Genomic DNA, 24,953 nt, shown 5'->3' with positions numbered 1-24,953 from the left:
ATTTGCCAAATGTTTCAAATAGGAAAAACCATAGTTTCGGAAGAAATCTTGACCAAAGATTTTGTTTGTAACCTTTCAGCCTGTAAAGGAGCCTGTTGTGTAGATGGCGATGCTGGGGCTCCGGTAACCCCTCAAGAGCGGGAAATTCTCGATGAAATATACCCAAAAGTAAAACCATACTTACGCCAAAAGGGAATAGATGCCATAGAGGAACAGGGCACCTATATAACCACAGATCTTGATGAAATTGAAACACCTTTAATAAATGGTGCCGATTGCGCCTATGTAACTTTTGATGAGAAAGGTACAGCGCTTTGTGCTATTGAAGAAGCTTACAACCAGGGTGAAATAGACTTTAAAAAACCTATTTCCTGCCATCTATATCCAATAAGAATTCAGGAATATTCAGAGTTTTCAGCAGTGAATTACCACAAATGGCAAATTTGCGATGATGCCTGCAGCCTTGGAGCCGAACTTCAGGTACCTGTTTATAAATTTACCAAAGACGCGCTTATAAGGAAATTTGGTGAAGATTGGTATAACCAATTAGAAGAAGCTGCAAAAGATTTATAATTCACCCCAACCAAATTCAAGCAACTGACTTTCAGAATTATATTTTTTAATATTCTAAATTAATTTGTATATTTAACCTTCAATTTTCATACCCTATAATACTGATTTAACCCTTACATCGGTATTTAAACAATCCCCTACATTTTTAATTAATTCTGCCCCATAGTTTAATTTTTAGGCTTACAGCTTATTTGATAATCTTAAAACTCAAACATTATGAAAAAACCAATCTTAATGGGGTTTGCACTCCTATTCTGTATTTCCACGATGGAGGCTCAATTTCTCAAAAAATTAAAAGAAAAAGTCGAAAAAAAAGTGGAACATGCGGTAACCGAAAACATATCGAACAAAGCTGCGCGCGAAGCTAATAAGTCTCTAGATAAAATGTGGGACACACAACTTAAAAACAGCCCAATTCCCATGGGGGCCAATAGAGTGGATATTAGCGAAGTGCCGGAAGCTTATAATTTTAATTGGGAATACCAATTATATTTGGAGACCAAAGAAGGGAACATGGACATGACGTACTTTTTAAAAGAAGATGCTCCATATTTTGGTATACGAATGCCCCAGGTAGAAAACATGTTTATGGTGATGGATATGACCAAACAACTTAGTATTATGTATTTTTCTTCCGGTGAAAATAACTTTATTACCGCCACCAAAATAAGCGACCTTAACAATACCCAGGAAGATTCCAACCCTTATAAGGATACAGAGCTTAAAAAAATTGGAACTAAAAATATCATGGGATATGAATGCCAGGGCTATGAAGCCGAAACCGAAGAACATAAATTTACATTCTATATTACACGTGAGGCACCTATAACTTTCGCCAATATGTATAGTGATGAAAAAAGTAATATTCCGAAAGGCTGGAATGCAGATTGGCTGGAAGAAGGCGATGCTTTGATGATGGAGATGCAAATGATAGATAAAAATAATTCTAATCGCAATGCCAATATGCGTTGTACCGGTTTGGAGAAAAAATCCTTTTCAATAAATAAAAAAGATTATGCCGCATTAGGCTCACCTAACTAATAAATATCATGGAAAATTCAAACACGCACACCAACGAATCTAAAAGTACATTCGATCCTAAAACCATAGCTATCATTGCTTATTTAACCGTAATTGGCCTGGTAGTAGCTTTTGTTTTAAACAACGAGAAAAAAGATGAATTTGCAGCTTTTCATATAAAACAATCTCTGGGATTGATATTAATTAGCCTCGGACTTTTTATTATAGGTATGATTCCAATTTTAGGATGGATATTAAGCTTTCTGGGTTCTATTTTCCTATTGTATTTATGGATAATGGGGCTTATTAATGCAATTAACCATAAAACCAAAGCCGTACCAATTTTTGGCCAGCAATTCGAGAAGTGGTTTGCCAATATATAATCAATATATCCTCACTTCCCTTCCAGAGCTAATATTTAATTTAAATAATTTATTGAAATAAAATTAAGGAATTAGAAAGGGGAAAAGTCCCATAGATATTGTTTTACGAAAATTTTAAACACTTTTTAAAAAGCGAGGATAAAGACTAAGAGAGTTTTTAATATAGAAAAAGAGCCCTACATACAACAGATTACATCTTTATCTACTCCGGGAGCTATCTGGACATGCTTTGAACAGAAATTAAATGACTTTTCAATTGGTAGCCATCTTAGAGCATTAAATCCAGACCTTTCAGCAAACTACCTCGAGGTAAGCTTCGGGGTAATATACCCTTTCACGGTACCGGGAAATTTTATTAGTATATAAAAAGGAATGTTTTCTTCATAAGTTTCAAAAATATCGATAAAATGCAAAAAATATAGACGTAACACCCTAATTATAAACTTTTTATGTTGAAAACTTTGTGGAAACATTAAACAATAAACCAATAAAATATTGTTAATAATTATCGATATTTATTAAATAATTATCATTTATACATTAACAATATCGTTTTTATGGATAAACAGAACCCCAGGCTTCGAGACAATAAAGACAGGTTTATAATATTTCCTGTAAAACATAACGATATTTGGGATGCTTACAAGGCAATTGAGGCTAATTTCTGGACCGCAGATAAGATAGATATCAATCAGGATTTGGAGGATTGGAAAAACCTAAGTGAAGAAAAGCGTTCACTCCTCCATAAGGTAATTGGGCTAATTCTTCATTCAGAACATAAACTAAATGGAAAAATTATAGCTAGTCTTAATAAAAATATAGAGTTACCGGAAGTAAAGTCTTTCCTGGACCTTCAAACAGTAATGGAAAATACACATACTGAATCTTACGGTATCTTTTTAAACACATTTTTAAGCGCAGCAGAACAAGACCTGGTTTTTAAAGAAATTGAAGCATTTCCAGCTACTCTGGCAAGAGAAAAATGGATTAAAAAATGGACCAACAGCTCGTCTTTTGCCGAAAAACTGGTTGCACTGGCTACCGTGAAAAGTATTTTTAACTATAGTTGCTTTGCAGCCCTTTTTTGGATTAAAAACTGTGGATCAATGCCTGGTTTAGGTTACACCTATGAGGTGATTTATCGCGATAAAGCTATTCACCGCGATTTTGCAACGCTCCTATTTAAAGATCATCTATTAGAAGATATTTCAGATGAAAAAGTTCACCAAATAATTGAGGAAGCTGTGGCTATAGAAAAAGAAGTTATTTATAATTTTCTTCCGTTAAATTTAATTGGCCTTACCACAAAAGCTTTAGACGAATACCTGGATTATGAAAGCAATAGGCTTTTTACAGATTTAATGGTGAATAAAAGTTTAAACGAAAAGGCATTTAGCAACGAAAAACTTTTGAAAAAAAGAGCACAAGACCTTTCAAAAAACTTAGAAAAAAACAAAGATTATAATAATCTTAGAAAGAAAACAGATTAAGAAAATTATCCATAACTAACGAAAACGGTATTATATATTTTAGTTTTGGTTAAAACAGAAACTTTTAAATCTCGAGGATCGAGTAAAACTGAAACCAGTACCATATTCCCCAATGTGGTACTGGTTCAGCTTTTTTAAGTAAAGCTGCTGCCGAAACTACTACTCTCTAAACCGCATGCGTCTTTCTTTAAAATTTACTTTCAGCAATTCATTAGGAACTAGCTTGTAATCTTAAGGCTTTTTCTATTTTTGGGACTAAATTCAAACTCAGCTTTTAACTAAGGATAAAATTATGATGAACTGGGAGCAACTCCTCTCGCTAAAACGTTTTGGAGACACGAATAAAAGGCTAAGGAAAGAGCAAAACGAAACCCGACTGGGCTTTGAAGTAGATTACGATCGTATTATTTTCTCTTCGGCTTTTAGAAGTCTACAGGACAAAACCCAGGTAATACCTCTTTCTAAAACCGATTTTGTACATACCCGGCTAACACATAGTTTAGAAGTATCGGTAGTAGGACGTTCTTTAGGTAGGCTGGCAGGCCAGAAAATCCTGGAAAAACATCCACACCTGGCTAACATACACGCTTATAAAATGAACGATTTTGGTGCCATTGTAGCTGCGGCTGCTCTTGCTCACGATATTGGAAACCCGCCTTTTGGACATTCGGGAGAAAAAGCAATTGGAGAGTATTTTAGCCACGGAAACGGAAAACGCTTTAAAACTAAACTCTCTAACAAAGAATATCAGGACCTGGTTAAGTTTGAAGGGAATGCCAATGGCTTTAAAATACTAACCCAAAACAAACCCGGAATCTATGGTGGCCTTCGGCTATCTTATGCCACTTTAGGTGCTTTTATCAAATACCCAAAAGAATCTCTGCCACACAAACCCACATCGAATATAGCCGACAAAAAATTTGGCTTTTTTCAAACCGAAAAGGAAATCTTTGAAGAAGTAGCCGTAGAGCTTGGCCTTTTAAAAACAGGAAAAGATAACGATATAAGTTATTATAGACATCCCCTTGCGTTTTTAGTGGAAGCAGCAGATGATATATGTTATACTATTATCGATTTTGAAGACGGCATTAACCTTGGCCTTATAGATGAAGATTATGCCCTTGAATATCTTATAAAACTAGTTAAAGACAATATAAACACCAACAAATACAATAGCCTTACCAATACTGCCGATAGGCTTAGCTATTTAAGGGCACTAGCCATTAATAGACTTATTACAGAGGCAGTAGAAATTTTCCTGGAAAACGAAGATGCCATTCTTGCCGGAAATTTTCATCAGAGCTTACTGGACAAGAGCAAATATGAAGCCCAAATAGACGATATTATTAAAATTAGTGTTGAAAAAATTTACCAAAGCGAAGAAGTAATCAATAAAGAGATTGCAGGCTATAAAATGCTATCACACCTGTTAGACACCTATACCGAGGCCTTGCTTCCAGAAGAAGATCAGCATAATTCCAATTTTAATAAACTGGTTTTAAAATCTGTACCAAACTTATATGGCTTACAGGAAAACTCGTCTGTTTATAAACGTTTGCTGGAAATTTGTTCTCATACCGCTTCATTAACCGATGGCTTTACCGTGGCTTCTTTTGAAAAATATAAAGGCATAAAACTATAGGACCTTAAAAAAAGTTAAACAATTATGCTTACCGGCTACCATCTTTAACAAAAATGCCGGCTTAGACAGCCGGCATTTTTAAAATTCATAGACGAGCCCTACACCTAACATTTGCTTAAATTGCACCCTGGGACCGGTAGTTTCCAGTTTACCATCCCCGTTTGTATCTTCTTTAAACTTCACATCATCATCATATCGCAAGTGGGAGCCCACATTGGCTTTTATAAAATCGTTTACTTTTAAATCTACCCTTAGTTGCCATTCCACATCAATATTTCCGAATTTATTCAGGTAATCTGAATACAAGCTCAACTGACTATCTAACTCAACATTCTCAAAGATTTGTTTTGAAAAATCACTGGTAACAAGAAACCCTATTTCTGTTCGTACTTTCTCTCCTTCTTCCACAATATTACCAAGTGTATCGCGAACTGCGCCGGTAACACCAAACATACCTTCGTTTGCCAATCTTTGGTCTAAAACAAAAGTTGATTTTTGTGTAAGTGGTGAAATATATACTTTAAAATCTTCTATAGGATCAGAATATTCGGTACCAATACCTAAAAAGAAATAACCGGGTGCCATAAACTTCGAGATAGGGCTATTAGTATCGGGGTACTTATATCCATTGGTAAATTGTGTATTAAAATTGAGTTTTGCTGAATAAAACCAGTTGGAGGTAGAATCCCTTCTATATCCAAAAGAGGAAGTTAAACGCAGTTCATCCTCGGTTTTCCTAAGCTTCTGGCCTTCCTGAGAGTTAATACCGTAACGTGTCACAATCTTATTGCGCCAATAAAGATCATCTTTTTTATAATTTCTCTCCAGGTTACCATAAACAAGGGCCGAGACTGAATTATTTCCACCGGCATTCCAATTTACAAAGGCCACTTCGCTAAGGTTAACCCCAACTTCATTTTTCTGTGTCCAAAATGTAACAACCACAGAGTCCACCTTTTTCTCGGGCGGCTCTACTTTAATAGAATCTGAAGGTTTTACCGTATCCTTATAATAATGAGGGTAATTATAGGAATTTAGATTTTTTGCGGTTGAATTTAGATGTATTAAGCAAGCCAGGAGACATAAGACTTTGATTTTCATTAGTTAATTTAGATTTTTTCGGAATTGCAAAATTAAAGATTTTGAAGAAGAGAGACTATCACTTCCTCAATATATTCAACGTTAATTTTTGCTATTTCTTGTAACTCCTTTATTTTTCCTTGTTGGATAAACTCATCTGGCACACCTAAACTTCTAATTTTAGCTTTATAATCGTGTTTTGCGGCAAATTCTGTCACTGCAGAACCAAAGCCACCCGTCACTACCCCATCTTCTATCGTAACAACATATTTATACTTTTTAAATATAGTATGCAGTACTTCTTCGTCTAAAGGTTTTACAAAACGCATATCGTAATGACCAATGCTTTTGTTTTCTATCTTTTCTATCGCCTTATTGGCATTATAAACCATATTCCCAATACTCAAAACAACAAGATCATCACCTTCCTGCAAACAATTTGCTTTCCCAATTGCTACCTCTTCAAAAGGAGTCTCCCAAACTTTTTGAATCCCTCTTCCACGAGGATATCTTATGGCTAAAGGTAACTCTATACCAAGTTGAGCGGTATAAAGCAAATTTCTAAGTTCTGTTTCATTGCTAGGGGTAGCAATAATAAGATTTGGTATACATCTTAAATAAGCAATATCAAAAACACCGTGGTGGGTAGCACCATCTTCTCCAACCAGTCCTGCCCTATCCAGGCAAAAAATAACAGGCAATTTTTGCAATGCTACATCGTGAATTACCTGATCGTAGGCGCGTTGCAGGAAAGTTGAATAAATAGCACAAAAAACCACGAAGTCCTGGGTAGCCATTCCTGCAGAAAGTGTAACTGCATGCTGTTCGGCTATACCAACATCGAAAGCCCTTTCGGGAAAAGCCTGCATCATAAATTTAAGGGAGCTTCCCGTGGGCATTGCAGGGGTAATTCCTATAATTTTCTCATTTTTTTTGGCTAATTCCACTAGAGTAAGACCAAAAACATCCTGGTATTTTAGCGGCAGTCCGGCCGTATCGTAAGTTAAAAGCTCTCCGGTCTCGGGCTTAAATTTTCCCGGGGCGTGATACTTTACCTGGTCTTCTTCTGCTCTCTTTAAACCTTTACCTTTAGTGGTAATTACATGAAGAAACTTTGGCCCTCTAATTTGCTTCATTTGTTCAAAAACTTCTAATAATCCACCAATGTCATGCCCATCTACGGGTCCGAAGTATTTAAAATTTAAAGCTTCTATAATATTGCTTTGCTTTGGCTTATAGCCTACCCTTGCTTTGGTTAAATATTGCTTTAAAGCTCCCACACTGGGATCTATACCAATAGCATTATCATTAAGAATAACCAATAAATTGGCTTTGGTCACTCCGGCATGGTTCAATCCTTCAAAAGCCATCCCACTTGCAATAGAAGCATCTCCCACTACCGCTATATGGTGTTTATCTAAGTCTCCTTTTAAATTGGAAGCAATTGCCATCCCAAGCGCTGCAGAAATTGCGGTTGAGGAATGCCCTACCCCAAAAGTATCGTACTCACTTTCTTCCCGCTTTGGAAATCCACTAATGCCATTAAGCCTTCTGTTTGTATGAAATTGCAGTCGTCTACCCGTTAAAATTTTATGACCATAAGCCTGGTGACCTACATCCCAAACTAAAAGATCTTTAGGGGTATTAAAGGCATAATGTAGCGCAATAGTTAATTCTACCACCCCAAGGCTGGCGCCAAGATGCCCTTCTTTTGTGGCTACAATGTCTATAATAAACTTGCGAAGCGCAGCTGAAACTTCCTGCAGTCTTTCTGCCGGAAGTTGCCTTAAGTCTTCGGGAGTAAATATATCTTCTAAAATATTGGTATTCATAGTAAGCAAAGTTAAGCTTTGAAAATATATTTCTCATAAGGTTTTCTTCAGAAGCTAATTTTATAATTTTATCTTTCCAAAGAAATATAAAAGTAAGATGTTACAACCCTACAACGACGAATATTTTATGCGAAAAGCCCTGGAGGAAGCTGAAAAAGCTTTTGAAAAAGGCGAGATTCCTGTGGGCGTTGTTGTAGTTATCAACAATAAAATTATTGCACGCGGTCACAATCTAACCGAAACCCTTAACGATGTTACTGCCCATGCCGAAATGCAAGCCATAACAGCTGCCGCTAGTTTTCTTGGTGGAAAATATCTAAAAGATTGCAGTATGTATGTTAGTTTGGAACCCTGCCAAATGTGTGCGGGTGCTTTGTATTGGAGTCAGATTTCAAAACTTATTTTCGCTGCAGAAGACAAGCAACGCGGTTATCGCAAAAACGGCGTAAAACTTCATCCTAAAACCCAGGTAAAATCGGGAATCCTAGCAACAGAAGCTTCTACTTTATTAAAACGCTTCTTTATTGAGAAAAGAAATTTAAATTAAGTGGACAACATTTACGTTAAAGACTTGCTAACACCAAGTGTTATAATGCGTTAAAAACTATTGTTAAGTTGCATTTTTTCTAAAAATTTGTGATTCTATAACAATAATTTTCGTTTTACGCATTTATGGGGAATTACAATACAATTTTTAAATTATTACTATTTTTTTCGTTTTTAGGAATAACAGCAAATGCTCAGGTTACTCCCAATAAAGAAGAACCTAAATCTTTAGAGCATACTTTTTATGTTACAGCAAACCTGGGCAATAATCTTACCGATGAGGCCCAAAAAATACTCAAAGCAATTATAAGAGCTTCAAAAAAAGACAAAGAAGCAACACTTTTAGTTCCCGGGAATTTTCTTCCGCCCAAAGGATTTCAAAAAAACGATGCTAAACGTAAAGCTCAAAAGCAATTTCTAAAGCAACAGTTATTAAATAGGGTTCAAGAATTTAATGGCACCGTGGTTTTTACTCCCGGGCAAAATGAATGGACCAAACAAGGCCAGGATGCCATAGACGATTTAGAGTCTTTTCTTCAGGATAACCAATCTAATGTAGAAGTTTGGCCAGATGACGGCTGCCCTATTGAAAGTGAAAAAATTGCACCCAAAGTAGTTCTTGTAACAGTAGATACACAATGGTACCTGGAAAACTGGAACGAACATCCTAATATGAACACAAAATGTGATATTAAAACCAGAGAACGCTTTTTTGCCGAGTTTAAAGATGATATTAAAGATGCTCATGGAAAAACAATTATAGTTTCTATGCAGCATCCTGTAATGAGTAATTCAAAAAAATCTTTTGCCGAAAAAATTGGTGGTTTTACGCCACAAGATTATCAAAACGATGCGCATAGTTATTTACGGGGAAGATTAGAAACCCTTGCTAGCCAGTTTGATAATGTGATTTTTGTTTCCGGGAAAGATGAAAACCTTCAATATCTAGAAGATGATGGTATTCCACAAATTATAAGTGGAAGCATTGGAAAACCTAAAAAGCTTAGTATTAGAAAGGAAAATGAACACTTCGGAACAACTAAGCCCGGATATGCAAAATTAAAACTCTATAAAAACAACGAAACCCTAGTTGAATTCTTTTCCATAGAAGATACAGAAAACCCTATTTTCAGCAAAATTATTAAAAGCGACGAACCCAACTGGAATGAAATTAACTTTAAGACCAAAGAGGAAATTGGGGATAGCATAAGTGCTTCTATTTACACCAGGGAAGAAACCGATAAATCTGGGCTTTACAAATCTCTTTTTGGGGATTTTTACCGGGAAGTTTACAGCAAGAAAATTAAGGCTCCCGTACTGTTTCTTGACACCCTGGATGGAAATCTTGAGCCTTCAAAAGAGGGCGGCGGCATGCAGTCTAGATCTCTGCGTTTTATAGCCGATGATAAAAACGAATTTACCATTCGCGCGCTTAAAAAAAGTGCTACCCGCTTTTTGCAATCGGCTGCTATAAAAGATCACTATATTAAAGATTATATAGATAATACGGTGGCGCAGCGCTATGCGCAAGATCTTTTTACCACAGCACACCCTTATGCACGATACTCTTTAAAGCATATTAATGATTTACTTGAAATAAATGCCGGAAAACCTCAAATATTCTATATCCCAAAGCAAAAAGCACTGGGGCTAAATAACGACGATTATGGAGACGAATTGTATATGTTTGAAGCCCACGTGGGCGATGAAAACAAAGGCTTTAAAAAATTTGGCTCTCCTGAAGATATTATTAGTACCCGAGATCTTCTGGCAGAGTTAAAAGAGTCTAAAAATATGCAGGCAGATGAAGATGCATTTATAAAAAATAGGTTGGTAGATATGTTAATTGGTGACTGGGATAGACATTACGACCAATGGCGATGGGGCCTGTATACACAACCCAATGGCATTAAGCTTTATAAACCAATTCCCAGAGATAGGGACTTTGCATTTCCTAATTACGATGGTTTTATTCCAGACCTGGTAAAATTGGGTCTGCCAATAGTACGCAAAATGGAAACCTACGATGAGAATGTAGATAATGTAAAATGGTTTAACCTTTCTGGATATCCTTTAGACCAGCGACTATTGAAAACTTTAGATTGGGAAGATTGGCAGGAGCAGGTGAACTTTATTCAATCCCGGCTTACCAACGAAGAAATAGAAACTGCTTTTGAAGCTTTACCCGAAGCAGTTCAGGATGAAACGATTAAAGACATTAAAGCACAGCTTAAGGCCAGGAGAGATAATTTAGGCGATATTGCTAAGCGGTATTACAACTACCTCCAGGAATTCCAGGTATTAACAGGAACCGAGGAAGATGACATATTTCATATTGAAAGAAAAGAAAACGGTATTACTGCGATAGAGATGATTAATGAAGACGGAAAAAAAGTCTTCAGTAAATCTTATAATTCTGAAGCTACCGATGAGATTTGGATCTACGGCCTTGATGGAGAAGATACTTTTAAAGTTACCGGTGATGAAGAAAACCCAATTAGAATCAATGTTATTGGTGGGGAAGAAAATGACATTTACGATTTTAAGAACACCAAAAAAGTTAAACTCTACGATCATAAAAGCAAGGAAAACACCATAAAAAATCCAAAATCTAAAAAATGGCTGGTAGATGATTACGAGATCAACACATACAATCCCGACAAGCGGTTAAAGACTGAAAATAAAATTTTGCCGCAAATAGACTATAATGGTGATGAGGGACTTTCTTTAGGCTTAAAAAACACCTACACCACCTATGGGCTAACCAATAATCCCTTTAATACAGAACATAGTTTTGATGCTTCCTATTATTTTGCAACCAGGGGTTTTGAAATAGGCTATAAAGGAGAGTTTGCACATATTTTTTACAACTGGAACCTGGGAATAGAGGCACGCTATACCAGTCCTAATTTCGCATTAAACTATTTTGGAAAAGGTATAGAATCGCAAAATATGCGAGACCGCTTTGGACGCGATTATAACAGGGTGAGAATTGAACAATGGGAATTTGCCCCATCGCTTATATGGCGTGGAAAATTTGGTGGAAGCTTTTATTTTAAACCAATGCTGCAATCTAAAGAAGTGTCTTATGACGAAGAACGTTTTATTGCCGACGCTTTTTCTAAAGAAAACGATCTTTTTAATCAGCAACTTTATGCCGGTGCTGAATTAAACTATCGTTATGAAAACAGGGATAACCCGGCATATCCTTCCCGCGGATTTGAAGCTGATCTTACTACAGGTTATAAAACCAATATTGATGAACATAATAACGAATTTGCTTATATAAGTCCGTCTTTAGCTATTGATTACCCCCTGCACGAAAGCGGTATTGCCGTATTGGCCACCAAAATTGGCGGAAAAGTAATTATTGGAAATGATTACGAATATTATGATGCTGCAATTTTGGGCGGAAACAATAATCTTAGAGCCTATCGCTGGGAACGTTTTAACGGAAAACAATCTTTCTACCACTCTACCGATCTTAGAGTTGGTGTAAGCCGATTTAAGACTAATTTTATTCCATTGCAAATTGGTGTAAGCGCAGGTTTTGATTACGGTAGGGTTTGGACCGAAAGTTCAAATTCAGATAAATGGCGAAACAACTATGGAGGCTCTATCTGGATTAATGGCTTTAACGCATTTACCGCGAATACCGGTTATTATTATGGTGATGATGGAGGAAGGTTAACCTTTACTTTTGGGTTCAAATTCTAAAAACATATTCCTTATTTCCACAAACCTGTGGAAATAAAAATGTAGAAAACAACAGGTTCTAAAATTAGAACAATAGCACATCTAAATATAATTAAGCACAAACACCTAAAATTCAGTTAATTATTAACACAAAGCTTAAAGCTATCTTAATTTGAGTATTTAGGTAAGAATATTGGTTTCAAGAAGATAAACAGTTTTATCATGGCCCCAGAAACCAATTTGATACTTAACCTACTTCAAGCATTAATGCTAATCCCATTTTTGCATCTTTTAAATCAGGAAATTTTTAAAAAGCTAAACAGAAAGCACGAGTTTTTCTCTACAGGATTAATGAACAAGCTTTTCTTTTATCACTTAGTCTTTGCCGGAATTTACTATAGTTATGCCTTTTTTAATCCTTCAGATTCTAAAAGGTATTTTCGTGTGCCCGGCACAGAAGGCAAAACCTGGGGCGGCTTTCTGGATACCGGAACATCTTTTATAGATTTTCTATCCTATCCTTTTATAAATTTCTTCGGATTTAGCTATGAGATGATGATGCTACTATTTAGCTGGATTGGTTTTCTGGGCTTTGTTTACGCATACCTGTTTTTTAAAGAAAATATTACTTTAAATATAAAATTGTTTAAAAGAATAGATTTTCTCACGCTTATTCTGTTTCTGCCCAACATGCATTTCTGGACAGCTTCTTTAGGTAAGGGAGCACCTATTTTTCTGGGTTTAATGTTATTTGCTTATGCACTTAAAGAACCAAAAACAAGATTTTTTAGTCTAAGTTTGGGGTCGCTATTGGTCTTTGCTATTAGGCCACATATGTTCCTATTATTAGCCGGAGCAGGAATGTTAAGTATTTTTTTAAATAAAAATCAAATCAGCTTAAAACAAAAAGCCATTTTTGTAGGAGCAATTACCGGTGTTTTACTGCTATTCCACAAACAAATTCTTGGGGTAATGAACCTTGGAAATTCTCAAAACTTAATCGCCGATTTTCTTTCTTTTACCGAAAATAGGGCAAAAGATTTAGACAATGCCACTTCGGGCGTACCCATGACCGAATACTCAATAGTAGAAAAATTCTTTACCTTCTGGTTTAGGCCCCTATTTTTTGATGCGCCGGGAATTCTTGGCATAATTGTATCAATAGAGAATTTAATCTATTTGATATTGTTTGGTAAACTATTTAAAAAGAGTTTCTTTGGGTTTCTAAAAACCGCTCCGGCAAACGTAAAATTGAGCTTAATCCTGTTTTTCACCAGCTCATTCGCCATGACCTTTGTAATGTCTAATTTAGGAATCATCCTAAGGCAAAAATCAATGATTATGTATTTCTTGTTCTTTGTAATCTATTATTTTATGGCTTACGAAAAAGATACTGTTTTTAGATTAAAGCAAGAAGTGACCGGGAGAAAAACCATAACCAAAGCAGCTTAGTGCTTCTATGGATTTGAAGGGAATTTAAGAACCTAAGATTATTAATTATTCTTTAAGTTCATTTTTTATAGCTAAAATAGCTGTTCTTGTGATGCTGAATATACTGAAGTTGTTCTTTATTATTGCCAAACGACTCGAAGCTTTTATTGTTTAGGCACAGTATCATTTAAAGAAATAAATAGATTAGCAGGCTTACCGCTGATAACAACAAAATTGGTAATCATCAACGATTTTCACAAGCTTTAAAAAGTTCATTGAATTTCAAGGAGTTAAATTTCCTTGAAACTCTACTGAAAAATTAAAAATCCTGAGATTAAGAAGCCAACATTCTAAAAAGCTCCTCGTCTATTTTTGCATTTATATTTCTATGGTATTTATTGAGTAAGTTGGCTATTAATTCTCCTATGGCATCCTGACGGTCTTCAGATTTGCTCATAAACTGAATCTTTCCCCATCCGCGAATATCGCAAACCATCATTCCCTTGGCATCCCAAATAGTTTGATTTCTATGGTCATAATTAACCGGAAATTTCAAGGTATCTAACGCTAAATTGTTTTTTTCACTTAAATTCATGAGTATTTTTTTTACTATTATTTTAAGCAAAATTAATCGCAAACAAACTGGTATAGGTTAATTAAAAATTAAACCTTAGCACCTGATTTTTAAGTGAGTGTTAAGTTGAATTTCAAGCAAATTACCCCAGGACAAAACTCTGAGCTTACCTGGTAAAAATATGGTGTTGTGTGGCGGTAAAATAATCGCAAAACACCTGATTTAAAGGCTCGTTATTCCTACTTGCTTTAACTCCCAAATAGGGATATATTTCAATTATACTTTTTGACAGGTTTTTTACCGAATCTGACGCCGAAATATGTACTTCTTCCCTATATTTTTGATGAATCTCCACCTCACATCTAATATTAGACTCTATTGTTTTTGCAAACCCGGCAACTTTTGAATTAGATACAGAGAGTATATTGGCCAAAGACTCCAGGCTTTTATTCATTTTAATTTTATGTGCTTCAGCCAGGAAATGTTCTGCCATACCAATATAATTCACCCAAAGTGTTAGGTCGGCAAATACCGAAAAAGGAATTTTAAAAATATCCTGCGGCTGGTGAAACTCATTATAGATAAAACTGAACCGCTTAGAGACCAAAACATCCTCAACGATAAAGGAGTGAGTGCTTGAAGCTTTTAAACCCATACTATTCCAATCTTTCACTATGCTAACTTTTTCCCGGGGAATCACAAAAGACAGAACTTTTGGTGAACCATCCTCATTCTTTACAGCTTTACCATGTTCGTGAATTTCGGCATTTAAAGTAAAATGGCTTAGGTACTCTGCACCGGTAGCATAACGCCAGGTACCAGATACTTTATACATATCCCCAATTTTTACAGCTTTGCCAAAAACACCTCCGCTACCTCCTAAAACAGGAGCTTTAGAACCTTGAAATATTTCGCCTGCCGCTTGCGGTTTTAGGTTTCCAATAAAATAATTGGCACCACTACAAAGTGTAAGTGTCCAACCCAGGCTACCATCAATTCTTGCCAGTTCCTGAAGCCTGGAAAGTCCTTCAGAAAGCAAAAGTTCAAGTCCTCCGTAATTTTTGGGTACCCAAATGTTCCAAAGATTCTCTTTGGCCAGCCAGTTTAAAACTTTTTCCGGAAAAATGTCTTTCCCTAAACACAATTTGGTAAGCTCTTGGTGCGGTTGTATCATGAAACAAAAATTTAGAAAATTAAATTCATATTCTTTAAAATGGATTGCAAATTATAGGGTTGTTTATTATGCTGCTAATTGCGCCTGCTTGGTTTTAACAATTTTTCGCCATTTAAAATAGCCCGAAGTTCCTACAATAAACAAGAAAACTGTTAATGCTGCATACACATATAAATCTTTATAAATAAGCAATGGGATAGAAATAATATTGCTAATATTCAGGAAAATCCAGTTCTCCATTTTTCTTTTGGCCATGAGCCACATGCCTGCCCAGGCAAATGCACTCACCCAGGCGTCCCAAAAAGGAACATCAGAATTGGTATAAAAACGCAGCCAATAACTCATTAAGCTAAAACAGCCTATAACAATTCCTATGGCTTTTACATATTCTAATTTACTGGCGTAAGAAATTGGGGTTTCCTCCTTTTGGCGACCAAATTTCCAAAAAAACCAGCCATAGATACTCATCACCAAATAATAAAGGCTTAAAAGAATATCGGCATATAATTTTGACTGGTAAAGAACATAGAGGCCTATTAGGATAGAGGCAATTCCGAATAAATAATTATGGATATTGTTTTTTCTTGCCAACAGTACCTGCACCACTCCAAAAGTAGTCCCCAAAGCTTGCAACCAAACAATTTTTGTAAAGAAATCCTCTATCATGGTAATTTAATTTTACAATGAAATGAGGTGGTGAGATAACTAAAATTGCAGAAATACAATATCAGCATTGAAAAATCCCTTCGCTGGCATTATCCAGATCAGGTTCAGAGTATAATACATCTGGGACAAAGCCCAAAGAAACATTTTAGAAAATGAATCTTGATTCGAGAAAAAAATTAATCTCAAATGTCGAGTAAAACTCCCTGGGTATCATCTCAGCCTGCCTTAAAGCAAGCACCCCATTTCAGGCACAAAGCTATAGCTTATTTATGAAGATTTAGTAGTATTTGTGGTTTAAATAAATATAGAATTTCGTCAGAGTTTATACAGACAATAAATAGCTTATTAAATAGCCTTCCAAGCTTCTTAATTTATACACCCGGAAGGCTCGTTTCCTATTCGAGTATAATAAATTCCGATCGGCGGTTTTCCTGATGCTTTTCTTTACTACAGTTCACTCCGTTTTTACATTCATTTAAAAGCCTCTCTTCTCCATATCCTTTTGCCTTTAACCTATTTGCATCAATATTGTTTTCTATAAGATATTCCATGGTAGACTTCGCCCTTCTCTCAGACAGCTTTTTATTATAGGCATCAGAGCCCCTACTATCAGTATGCGATCTAATCTCAATTTTTAACTTTGGATACTTTTGCATAACGGCAAGAAGCTTCTCCAGTTCTACCCGGGCATCTTTTCTTATATCCCATTTATCAAAATCGAATAAAATATGCTTAATGTTTAGCACTTTGCTAATATCGGTTCCCGGGACTAAAGCTAAGCTGTTACGCTTCAACTGAAAATCGATTTTTTGTGCTTCTTTTTTTCTTTCACTTATATGATCCCTGGCATCAAAGTTTTCCTTTTCGGCACGAAGCCTATAAGAATTAAAATAATTAGCTACCACACTATAATTCCCTTCACTATCGGTTTCTACCAATTTATAGACACTATCATCATCTTTATATAGGGTGATGGTAGTATGGGGAATAGGCTTCATTGTTCCTTCTTCCTTTACCTGCCCTGTAATAGTAGCTTTATAGAAATTTACTATTTCTGAGTTTTCCTTAAGAAAATAGATATCAGCATAAGCAAAATCTCCATTATTTGTACGATTGGAACTAAAGAAACCGTTTTTGGTTTGGGTATCAACACCAAACGAAAAGTCATCGGCATAAGAATTAATTGGTTCCCCAACATTCAATAAATCTCCAAAGCCGGGGTTTTCTATCTTAATATAGAAAACGTCCAATCCTCCCAATCCGAAATGCCCGTCAGATGAAAAATATAACTCGTTGTTTTTAGACACAAAAGGAAAAGTCTCTTTACCTTCTGTATTAATTTTTGCACCTAAATTCTCGGGCTCTCCCAACTCACCTGTTTTTAGGATTGCAACCCTATATAAATCTGAATTGCCAAAACCTCCGGGACGATTAGATGAGAAATAAAGGTATTTTTCCTCACTATCCAGTGCCGGATGCGCCGTAGAAAAGGCATCACTATTTATAGCCAAATCTTCGGGCTCCTGCCATTTGCCATCCTTTTTTCTTGTTCTATAAATCTTTAAATATTTGCTCTCGGATTTATTTTTGGCATCTGCATTGTTTTTTGTGAAGTACATGGTTTCGCCATCTTTACTTATCACTGCAGAAGATTCATGGAATTTCCCGGAAATACCTCTTTTTAATTTTTTGGGCTTATTTAATACCGAATCTTTGTTAATCGCTACCGAGTAAAGATTAAGAAAGCTAAGTCCGTCCCAGGCACTTTTTCTCTTTACAAAAATCCCGGTATCCCTGGTAGAGGCATAGATTAAATCTCCATCCTGATAGAAATGCCCAAACTCAATTCCACCAGAATTAATTTTGTTTAATTTTTTGATACGATACCTATCAGAATTCTTATCTATTAATTCTAAATAATCTTCAGCACTAAGTTCGACGCTAGAAGACTGTGTCCCGCCATTTTTACTTTTAAACAAATTATAATAATGCTTCGCTTTCTCATCATTCCCGGTTGCTTTTAAAGCCTGGGCATACCGCCTTAGATAGGATGTTTCCTGATCTTCTTCAAAATCAAACAACCTTTCATACCAGCTAACGGCATCATCGTAGGCTGCATTGAAATAATAAGAGTCCCCCAGTCTTTGAAAAAGTTCTTCAGACTCAAACCCCTTTTCAGCAACCTCCAAATAAATGTCGCGGGCATTAATATATTCATATTCATTAAAAGCTTCATTAGCCTTATCCAGTTTCGCCTCCTGGGCCATTACCGTGGAAGTTGAACACAAAAAGAAAAATATATACAGGTATTGAAAATTCTTAATCATAAAGTGGGCTATTAACTAATTAAAAGAATCTTGGGTTAACACTATTACGCACGCGTGTTCCTAATTCAAATCTTAGAAAGATCTCATGAGAGCCGGAGTTATACCTTTGTAAAGGCGTAGTGTCATAATCGTAAGCATAACCAATCATAATATTATCTGAAACATTAAATCCGGCAAGAGCACCTATAGCAGCATCCCAGCGGTAGGAAGCTCCCAGGCTAAAACGATTATAAAGTTGGAAATTGGCTGAAACATCTACGGCCAAAGGCGCCCCTGAAACCGCTTTAACCAAAAAAGCAGGTTTTAATTTTAAATCCTTATTTAAGTTAAAAACATAGCCTCCAATGGCATAAAAATGTAATTTCTCTGTAGCTGTTGAAACAGCGATTTCATCATAATGCTCGGTTTCAAGCATATTTGGGGTTGAAACTCCAAAATACCACTTCTTTGAGTGTAGGTAAAAACCAATTCCTACTACCGGAGAAGTAAGGTTTCTATTTATAAGGTTCACGTCGTTTGGATTTTCGATATCCAATTTGTTAACATCAAGGCTAAACATATTGATACCTGCTTTTAAGCCGAAAGAAAGTTTTGTTTCCGGATTAAAAACGGGAATTGAATAAGAGAAATCGGCGGTTAGAATATCTTCCGAAGAAGGCCCAATACGATCACTAATAAAACTTAGCCCTACCCCTACTCGTTTAATTCCAATTGGGGAATTAACAGAAAAGTTAAGAGTTTCAGGAGCTCCTTCAAGCCCTACCCATTGGTTACGGTACATCCCAAATGTACTCAACATACCCCTGCTACCTGCATAACCCGGATTAATACTAACCGTATTATACATATACTGGCTATATTGAGAATCTTGCTGGGCATTTACCTCCTGGAGGCAAACAACAATACTACACAGTAAGAAAAAAAGTATTCTTTTAATATTTATTCCCATTCTATTTTTTTTACTCGATAATTGAGGTTTAATTGTTTCGAAGCCTGCCTCGAAACCACAAATAATTTCCTGGCCAATCTCCCGGAAACTTCTCCCGGGATATCCATTAATTAATTAGCATTTAGGTATAAATAACCTGCCTTTTTAAAGGTGTCTATTTCTTGGTTCCCTACTGAATAATCAAATTTGAGTATGTAGAAATAAGTACCTGAAGGCAATTGTTCATTTCCATTAACATTAAGTCTTCCGCGGGAGTAGCCATCAAACAAATCTCCCTGTTCCCCATAATTATCAGTTTCAAAAACCTTCACACCCCATCTGTTATAAACTTCTACTGTAATATTCTCTGTACATGTATTAGAAGCTCCAGAGGTTATAGAGAAATAATCGTTAACTCCATCGCCATTTGGAGTAACTGCATTATAAACTGCAATTTGACACGGAATTACACTTACTTCATTGATTCTTGCCAGGGTAAAAACGCCAAATTTATCTACCATGGTAGAAACAGTTTGATTGGCATTATTAACTATTCCTCCTTCATCTACCCATCTATTCTCCATTTCATCCCATCTTACAATATGAATTGCTTCTTCCCGGGGTGTGGCCAGAATCTCTGAAGGCGTGGTTTCATCGTTCCACGAAAGACTGATGAATGTTTCTTCTGAATCGCCAATATTCTCTATAGCCCAATACTCGTTCTTATTAATTATTTCCACGAATTCTGAACGTAAATCGTGTGGATATAAAGCATCGCTATTCTCCAGGTAGTATTTAGCTTCTACAATACTGTTGGTGTTTTCCATTTCGGCTGTACCTGCAAACCGGTAAAAGCCTCCATCCCCAATTGGAAACTTAAAATCTTCGGTTCCATAATGAATTACATGACCATCTACATGACTGGCATTAGAGGTATTGGTATGGCCTGCAGTTTCGCCAAAAGTGAAGCTTCCACCGTAATTATCATTATCTACAACCCCCTGAAAAAAATTGGACTCCCCGGCTATGTGTATATCGCCAGATAATTGGAAGGGAGCAGCCTCACTGTTATTCTCAAAAATGACATTGTAAAAGTAACTTGCTTCCCCTCCAGAAATTTGCTGCAGATTATTCCCGGTAAACCGGGTTGTACCGGTTTCACCATAAAAATCTACAACACCATCATTGTTAAAATGACTGTAGATAAATGATTCGCCATCGTTATAAAACTCAGCATATTCTAAGTTGTTAAAACGCTCTACTGTTGAAAACTCAGTACCCTCACTTACGTAGAGTGTTCCTTTGTTGCTTGTTTGAGCAATAACCGCCAAAGGAAAGACAAGTATTATAAGTATTAATAAGCGCATAATTTAAGGTAGATTAATATTAAAAATATGCCTGCCATTGATACCAGGCACATTAGATATTCAAATTCTTTATTTTTTGCTATTCTATTTTTCATTGTTTGAAAAAACATTCAGCATCCAAAAGCTCCGGTCCCCATTAGCTTCATTCTAAGTCCAGGCGGGTTGATCTCTACATTTATATTCATAATTTATAGAGAACAGGAGCAATAGATATATCTAGGTTGTTTTTTTATTACCACGGGCAGCATATTGCCTATGTATATAAAATCGGCTATTCCAGATATTAAAAATGTGGTATCTCTTACCTTACTTAAGAGAGAGATATTCTTCCGATATTCATAAAAACCCTTAGCCATACATATGTGCTTTAGAATATTCATTAGTTTCTTGCTTTTGAAGGCAACATAGGATTGGTGATTATTAAACAGGATGTCTTATTTTTCCCACTACCATAGCCCGTCATAGTAGTAGCTCCCACTACGTTTTGTGTTCCAGTAATCGTATTTGTACCTGTGGAGTTCCATGGAATATTATTAAATTCGTTATCATTGATTAAAACCAAAGGAAACAACGGCCCTCCCGAAACTTTACTTGCATAGAGGGCTACCGAGCCAGTAGGACCTATAACCACCCGTATAAGAGGGGCTGATGCACTTCCTGTCATTTGCCATATATCTCCTTCTGTGTCCGTTTCAAATTCATCACCATCGGCAAAACGAACGTTGATTCCGTTTGTGTTTTCCGATTGAAACTCAAGTTCGTTTACAGCCAATTTGGTATCGTTAATCTCCAGGTTAAATGAATTGTCTAGAGTATAAATATCAAACTGGAAACCATAATTAGTAGCTGGTTGATTAAAAGTTACCGATTCTCCATCCGATAAACTAAAACTTTCCCCTTCAACATCTTCCACGCACCATCCCGTATCACATCCCCCCATACTTTCGGGAAGAGAAGCATCTTTAACCAGGACCAATATTTCGGTTAATTCACTTTCACAACCCCCTTCGCTCTGACTTAAATAATAGGTATTGTAACCCGGTGTGGAGGTATCAGGAATTATTGGTGAACCTCCTTCGTTCAGATACCAGGTAAGGGTATATCCGGGATCAGCAATATTACTTGTTGGAATGGTTTCCCCCTGACAAACTTCAATATAACCGGCTTCCGGCACACTAGGAGCATTAGGCTGTGAGGCTATATTTATTGAAGAACTATTGTTCCCAAGGTTTTCTGGAGGCTCTATATTACTCCCTGAACCATTAAATTCTACTTGTGCTGTATTGGTATAACCGGAAGAAACCCCATCTATGGTAAACATAATTGGCGGTGCAGACCTTCCTGAGCCTAAAGTACCAGTACCATTTAAAGTAAATGTATGAATATTACCATTACTACTATGCGTCCAACCGGTACTGTTATTGGTAAGTGTTGCACCTGCCGGTATTTCATCAGTCACTACCACATCGTTGGTACTACTGTAGTTCAAATCTTCCGTTCCTAAGTTAGAAACCCTTATAATAAAATCATTACCATTGGTGGCATCCAAACACTGCTGATCGGTATCTTTTTTGATGGTTAAGTCCACACCCTCTGCTATAACAGGGGTGTTTACAGTAGAAGTATTATTACCCAAATCGGGATCGGTAACTTCATTATTACCAATATTGACCGTGTTTTGTAGTAAGTTCCCAGTGGGAATTTCGTTCAAAATGGCTTTTACCGTAATAGTTCCGGTGCTGTTTGCCGGCAAACCTACGGTTCCATTAAAATTCCCGGAAGTTATAGGTGCTCCAGGAGTAGGTGTAGGTAAATTAGCATTGGTGAAACCATTATGGCTAATGTCTGTAATATTAAGCATCCCGTTGGGAATAGGATTTCCTTCCCCATCAGTAAGTTGGTCTTCTATATCAATATTTGAAATTGCTGCTGGGGTATCATTGTTCACCTCTATTATATAGGTAATTTCATTCTCATTACCCGAACCGGCAACAGAACGCAACACATTCTTATCTGCCAATTTATTCACCCTCAAATTCCCTGGGGTTGTAACCAAAAGGTTTCGAATTTCGTGATAGTTGAACCCACCGCCAGTAGAAGCTGCGAAGCCCAATTTTAATAACTCTGGTGGAATATCTGAAGTAGTATAATTAATCAATTCTGTAAAAACATCTCCTTGAGTTGTTGCCCAGCGTACGGTAATGTTATAAGTACTATTTCCAGTAGGAGTTATTTCAACTTGAATTCGACGATAAAAGTTGGCATAGCTTGGTCGAGAGCCTACCGTAGTATTATAGTCAACTACATCATCTTGAGCATTTCCTTGCTCATTAAGAGCATCGACAATATTGCCATTACCTAAAATTGTTACTCCATCTAAATATTTATTAGTGTTAGGATCATCTGGATTCGCAGAAGTAGTTGGCCCTCTAAGTGCTACAGAATTGGGACTCAGCTGTGATGACCCTCCGTTTTTTCCTTCAGAATTTCTTACATAGTTTCCATAAGCATCAAAACCAATGCCCACATAACCTCCAGTAAGACCAGGAGTTCTAGGGTTGGTAGCAGTATTGTTTGCATATCCCAAAGAACTTCCATAGGCACCTAAAGCAAAATTTCCAGGGCCGTAATTGGCGTCGAATAAAAAGACACTAAACCCATCTGCTCCATTATAGGTATTATCATCCTGGTCTCGCCACATTGTAAATTCAAAATCCACCAACACACCCAAAGTTGACGGAAAGGATTTATTGACATAGGCATAACCTTTTTGGCTTTCCGAAGCTTCCGTTAAACGCAACCAACCAGCATTTACAGGGTCAGACACACCTGATGTTAGATAAGCTTCATCACCCAGGATGACATCGGGGGAACCACTGCCCTTAAAGTCATCTGTAATGGTAAACTGTGCTGAAACCTTAAAAGTGGCGAGCAAAAAAACAATACCAGTAATTAGTATATGTATTATGTTTTTCAAATTGTTAATTTTAAAATTTGACTTTAAATTTCTGGTTTCAAACAAACCTACAAGGCTTCCAAAAACCTTGTAGGCTCTATCTTGTACTACTATTTCACCACAAATACAATGTTCATAAAGGATGCTGCACTGTTTGTAGAGCTTATAATATCATAAGTTAGTACACCATTGCCATCTACACTTACATTTGCAAACACAGTAGTATCGTAATAAGTAATATGATATTCCAACTCGTTAGCCGGTAAAGTTGGGATTGCTGCTGAAGCACCTGCACTGCTAACCATTGGCGAGCCAAATTGATTCACATATTCCTGGTGTAGATTACGTGTAAAGCTTGTACCTTGAGTCGAAGTATCAAAAACTACACTTGGCATATAGAAAAACTTTGGCATTGCAGACTTCACTTGCCTTAAAGTACCATCAGCTTCTGCAACTACCAATTGATCGTTAGCAGTACCCGGTTGCAAGCCTGCTACTGCCAATGTGTTTGTTGCATCGGTCGTAATGCTTGTAGGCTCAATTAAAGCTCCTCCTAATTTAATATCTAAGGCAGATTTCGTCAATCCATTTTTGGCTTCCAGGATTTCACCCACTCCAGATTTATCTATCCAGGTTACATTTCCTGTAGCATCGGTAGCCATTATTTGATCATTACCTACGCCTTGTATTTTATTTGTAGTAACCGCTCCATCGGCTAGTTTAGCTGTAGAAATCCCAGCATCTGCTACTTGTATTCCGGCATCTGCCAACAATTTCGAAAGTCCGTCTGTCCCGCTTATAAACTCCAGACCTCCATCAAGACTTAAATCTCCTTCACTGGTATTTACTGTGGCCAACAACTCCTCAATTGCAGTCTGAACATTTGTTGCTGTCAATATATTGGTCGTATTATCGAAGGAAACTGCACTTGCATTGGTATCGATAGTTGTAATAGTATTCCCAGAAGCATCAGTAAAAGTATAAACTCCATCGGTTACACTTACTGAAGTAGTATTGGCATCAATAATCACCTCCGTACCGTCTACAGCGGTATGCGTATAGGTGCCGTTGCCATTATCAACTAAAACATCGGTAGTATTATCCAGGTTAGACTGAATTTCATCTAAAGCATCCTGTACATTAGTAGAGGTTAAACCTGAATTGGTATTGTCATAACCGGAAGCACTTGCATTGGTATCGATAGTCGTAATTACATCACCATTACCATTTGTAAAAGTATACACCCCATCGGTTACACTTACTGAAGT

Annotated in this window: 18 protein-coding genes and 1 riboswitch; of the genes, 8 read left to right on the top strand and 10 right to left on the bottom strand. The window is 36.6% G+C overall.

Annotated elements, in window-relative coordinates:
* The first annotated feature begins 9 nt into the window (after positions 1 to 9).
* From GUB10_RS13540 to GUB10_RS13520, 5 genes are all read left to right on the top strand, one after another.
* On the top strand, positions 10 to 573 hold the full coding sequence (locus tag GUB10_RS13540) for a DUF3109 family protein (protein ID WP_193711997.1): 564 nt from the start codon (positions 10 to 12) through the stop codon (positions 571 to 573).
* Positions 574 to 789: 216 nt separating this feature from the next.
* Positions 790 to 1,614: a DUF4412 domain-containing protein gene (locus GUB10_RS13535; RefSeq protein WP_193711996.1), complete on the top strand. Its 825-nt coding sequence runs from the start codon at positions 790 to 792 to the stop codon at positions 1,612 to 1,614.
* 8 nt (positions 1,615 to 1,622) lie between these two features.
* Positions 1,623 to 1,976, top strand: coding sequence for a DUF4870 domain-containing protein (locus GUB10_RS13530; protein WP_193711995.1), 354 nt, complete (start codon positions 1,623 to 1,625; stop codon positions 1,974 to 1,976).
* 557 nt (positions 1,977 to 2,533) lie between these two features.
* Positions 2,534 to 3,466, top strand: coding sequence for a ribonucleotide-diphosphate reductase subunit beta (locus GUB10_RS13525; RefSeq protein ID WP_193711994.1), 933 nt, complete (start codon positions 2,534 to 2,536; stop codon positions 3,464 to 3,466).
* Between the two features lie 295 nt (positions 3,467 to 3,761).
* Positions 3,762 to 5,108: a deoxyguanosinetriphosphate triphosphohydrolase gene (locus GUB10_RS13520; protein ID WP_193712036.1), complete on the top strand. Its 1,347-nt coding sequence runs from the start codon at positions 3,762 to 3,764 to the stop codon at positions 5,106 to 5,108.
* A gap of 78 nt (positions 5,109 to 5,186) precedes the next feature.
* Here GUB10_RS13520 and GUB10_RS13515 read toward each other — a convergent pair whose 3' ends face one another.
* The gene (locus tag GUB10_RS13515; RefSeq protein ID WP_193711993.1) at positions 5,187 to 6,209 is read right to left on the bottom strand and encodes a DUF3078 domain-containing protein; all 1,023 of its coding nucleotides are present in this window, start codon (positions 6,207 to 6,209) and stop codon (positions 5,187 to 5,189) included.
* A gap of 32 nt (positions 6,210 to 6,241) precedes the next feature.
* A complete protein-coding gene (dxs, locus tag GUB10_RS13510) occupies positions 6,242 to 8,020 on the bottom strand; it encodes a 1-deoxy-D-xylulose-5-phosphate synthase (protein WP_193711992.1) in 1,779 nt (592 codons plus the stop codon).
* Between the two features lie 97 nt (positions 8,021 to 8,117).
* Between dxs and GUB10_RS13505 the strand changes: the two genes are divergently transcribed.
* From GUB10_RS13505 to GUB10_RS13495, 3 genes are all read left to right on the top strand, one after another.
* The gene (locus GUB10_RS13505) at positions 8,118 to 8,567 is read left to right on the top strand and encodes a nucleoside deaminase (RefSeq protein ID WP_193711991.1); all 450 of its coding nucleotides are present in this window, start codon (positions 8,118 to 8,120) and stop codon (positions 8,565 to 8,567) included.
* Positions 8,568 to 8,692: 125 nt separating this feature from the next.
* Entirely contained in the window at positions 8,693 to 12,283 is a 3,591-nt protein-coding gene (locus GUB10_RS13500; RefSeq protein WP_193711990.1) for a metallophosphatase, read from the top strand.
* A gap of 201 nt (positions 12,284 to 12,484) precedes the next feature.
* Entirely contained in the window at positions 12,485 to 13,714 is a 1,230-nt protein-coding gene (locus tag GUB10_RS13495) for a hypothetical protein (RefSeq protein WP_227740416.1), read from the top strand.
* Between the two features lie 313 nt (positions 13,715 to 14,027).
* Here the strand turns inward: GUB10_RS13495 and GUB10_RS13490 are convergent, their stop codons facing one another.
* From GUB10_RS13490 to GUB10_RS13455, 8 genes are all read right to left on the bottom strand, one after another.
* On the bottom strand, positions 14,028 to 14,288 hold the full coding sequence (locus GUB10_RS13490) for a hypothetical protein (RefSeq protein ID WP_193711989.1): 261 nt from the start codon (positions 14,286 to 14,288) through the stop codon (positions 14,028 to 14,030).
* A 145-nt stretch (positions 14,289 to 14,433) separates the two neighbouring features.
* The gene (locus GUB10_RS13485; RefSeq protein ID WP_193711988.1) at positions 14,434 to 15,441 is read right to left on the bottom strand and encodes an acyl-CoA dehydrogenase; all 1,008 of its coding nucleotides are present in this window, start codon (positions 15,439 to 15,441) and stop codon (positions 14,434 to 14,436) included.
* A 66-nt stretch (positions 15,442 to 15,507) separates the two neighbouring features.
* Complete coding sequence (gene pnuC / locus GUB10_RS13480; protein WP_193711987.1) at positions 15,508 to 16,107, bottom strand: nicotinamide riboside transporter PnuC; 600 nt, start codon at positions 16,105 to 16,107, stop codon at positions 15,508 to 15,510.
* Between the two features lie 58 nt (positions 16,108 to 16,165).
* Positions 16,166 to 16,359: riboswitch (TPP riboswitch) on the bottom strand.
* A gap of 143 nt (positions 16,360 to 16,502) precedes the next feature.
* Positions 16,503 to 18,434, bottom strand: a complete 1,932-nt coding sequence (locus GUB10_RS13475) for an OmpA family protein (RefSeq protein WP_193711986.1) — start codon at positions 18,432 to 18,434, stop codon at positions 16,503 to 16,505.
* A gap of 19 nt (positions 18,435 to 18,453) precedes the next feature.
* The gene (locus GUB10_RS13470; protein WP_193711985.1) at positions 18,454 to 19,383 is read right to left on the bottom strand and encodes a type IX secretion system membrane protein PorP/SprF; all 930 of its coding nucleotides are present in this window, start codon (positions 19,381 to 19,383) and stop codon (positions 18,454 to 18,456) included.
* A 110-nt stretch (positions 19,384 to 19,493) separates the two neighbouring features.
* Positions 19,494 to 20,729: a gliding motility-associated C-terminal domain-containing protein gene (locus GUB10_RS13465; protein ID WP_193711984.1), complete on the bottom strand. Its 1,236-nt coding sequence runs from the start codon at positions 20,727 to 20,729 to the stop codon at positions 19,494 to 19,496.
* Positions 20,730 to 21,108: 379 nt separating this feature from the next.
* The gene (locus GUB10_RS13460) at positions 21,109 to 23,706 is read right to left on the bottom strand and encodes a DUF11 domain-containing protein (protein WP_193711983.1); all 2,598 of its coding nucleotides are present in this window, start codon (positions 23,704 to 23,706) and stop codon (positions 21,109 to 21,111) included.
* Between the two features lie 89 nt (positions 23,707 to 23,795).
* Positions 23,796 to 24,953 (bottom strand): hypothetical protein (locus tag GUB10_RS13455; protein WP_193711982.1); only part of this gene is annotated, 1,158 nt, incomplete at its 5' end.

Origin of the sequence: Salegentibacter sp. BLCTC (assembly GCF_015143665.1) — a bacterium.
Taxonomy (GTDB): domain Bacteria; phylum Bacteroidota; class Bacteroidia; order Flavobacteriales; family Flavobacteriaceae; genus Salegentibacter; species Salegentibacter maritimus.
Note: the sequence above shows the minus strand (reverse complement) of the source record. Positions and strands in the feature narration are given on the sequence as shown.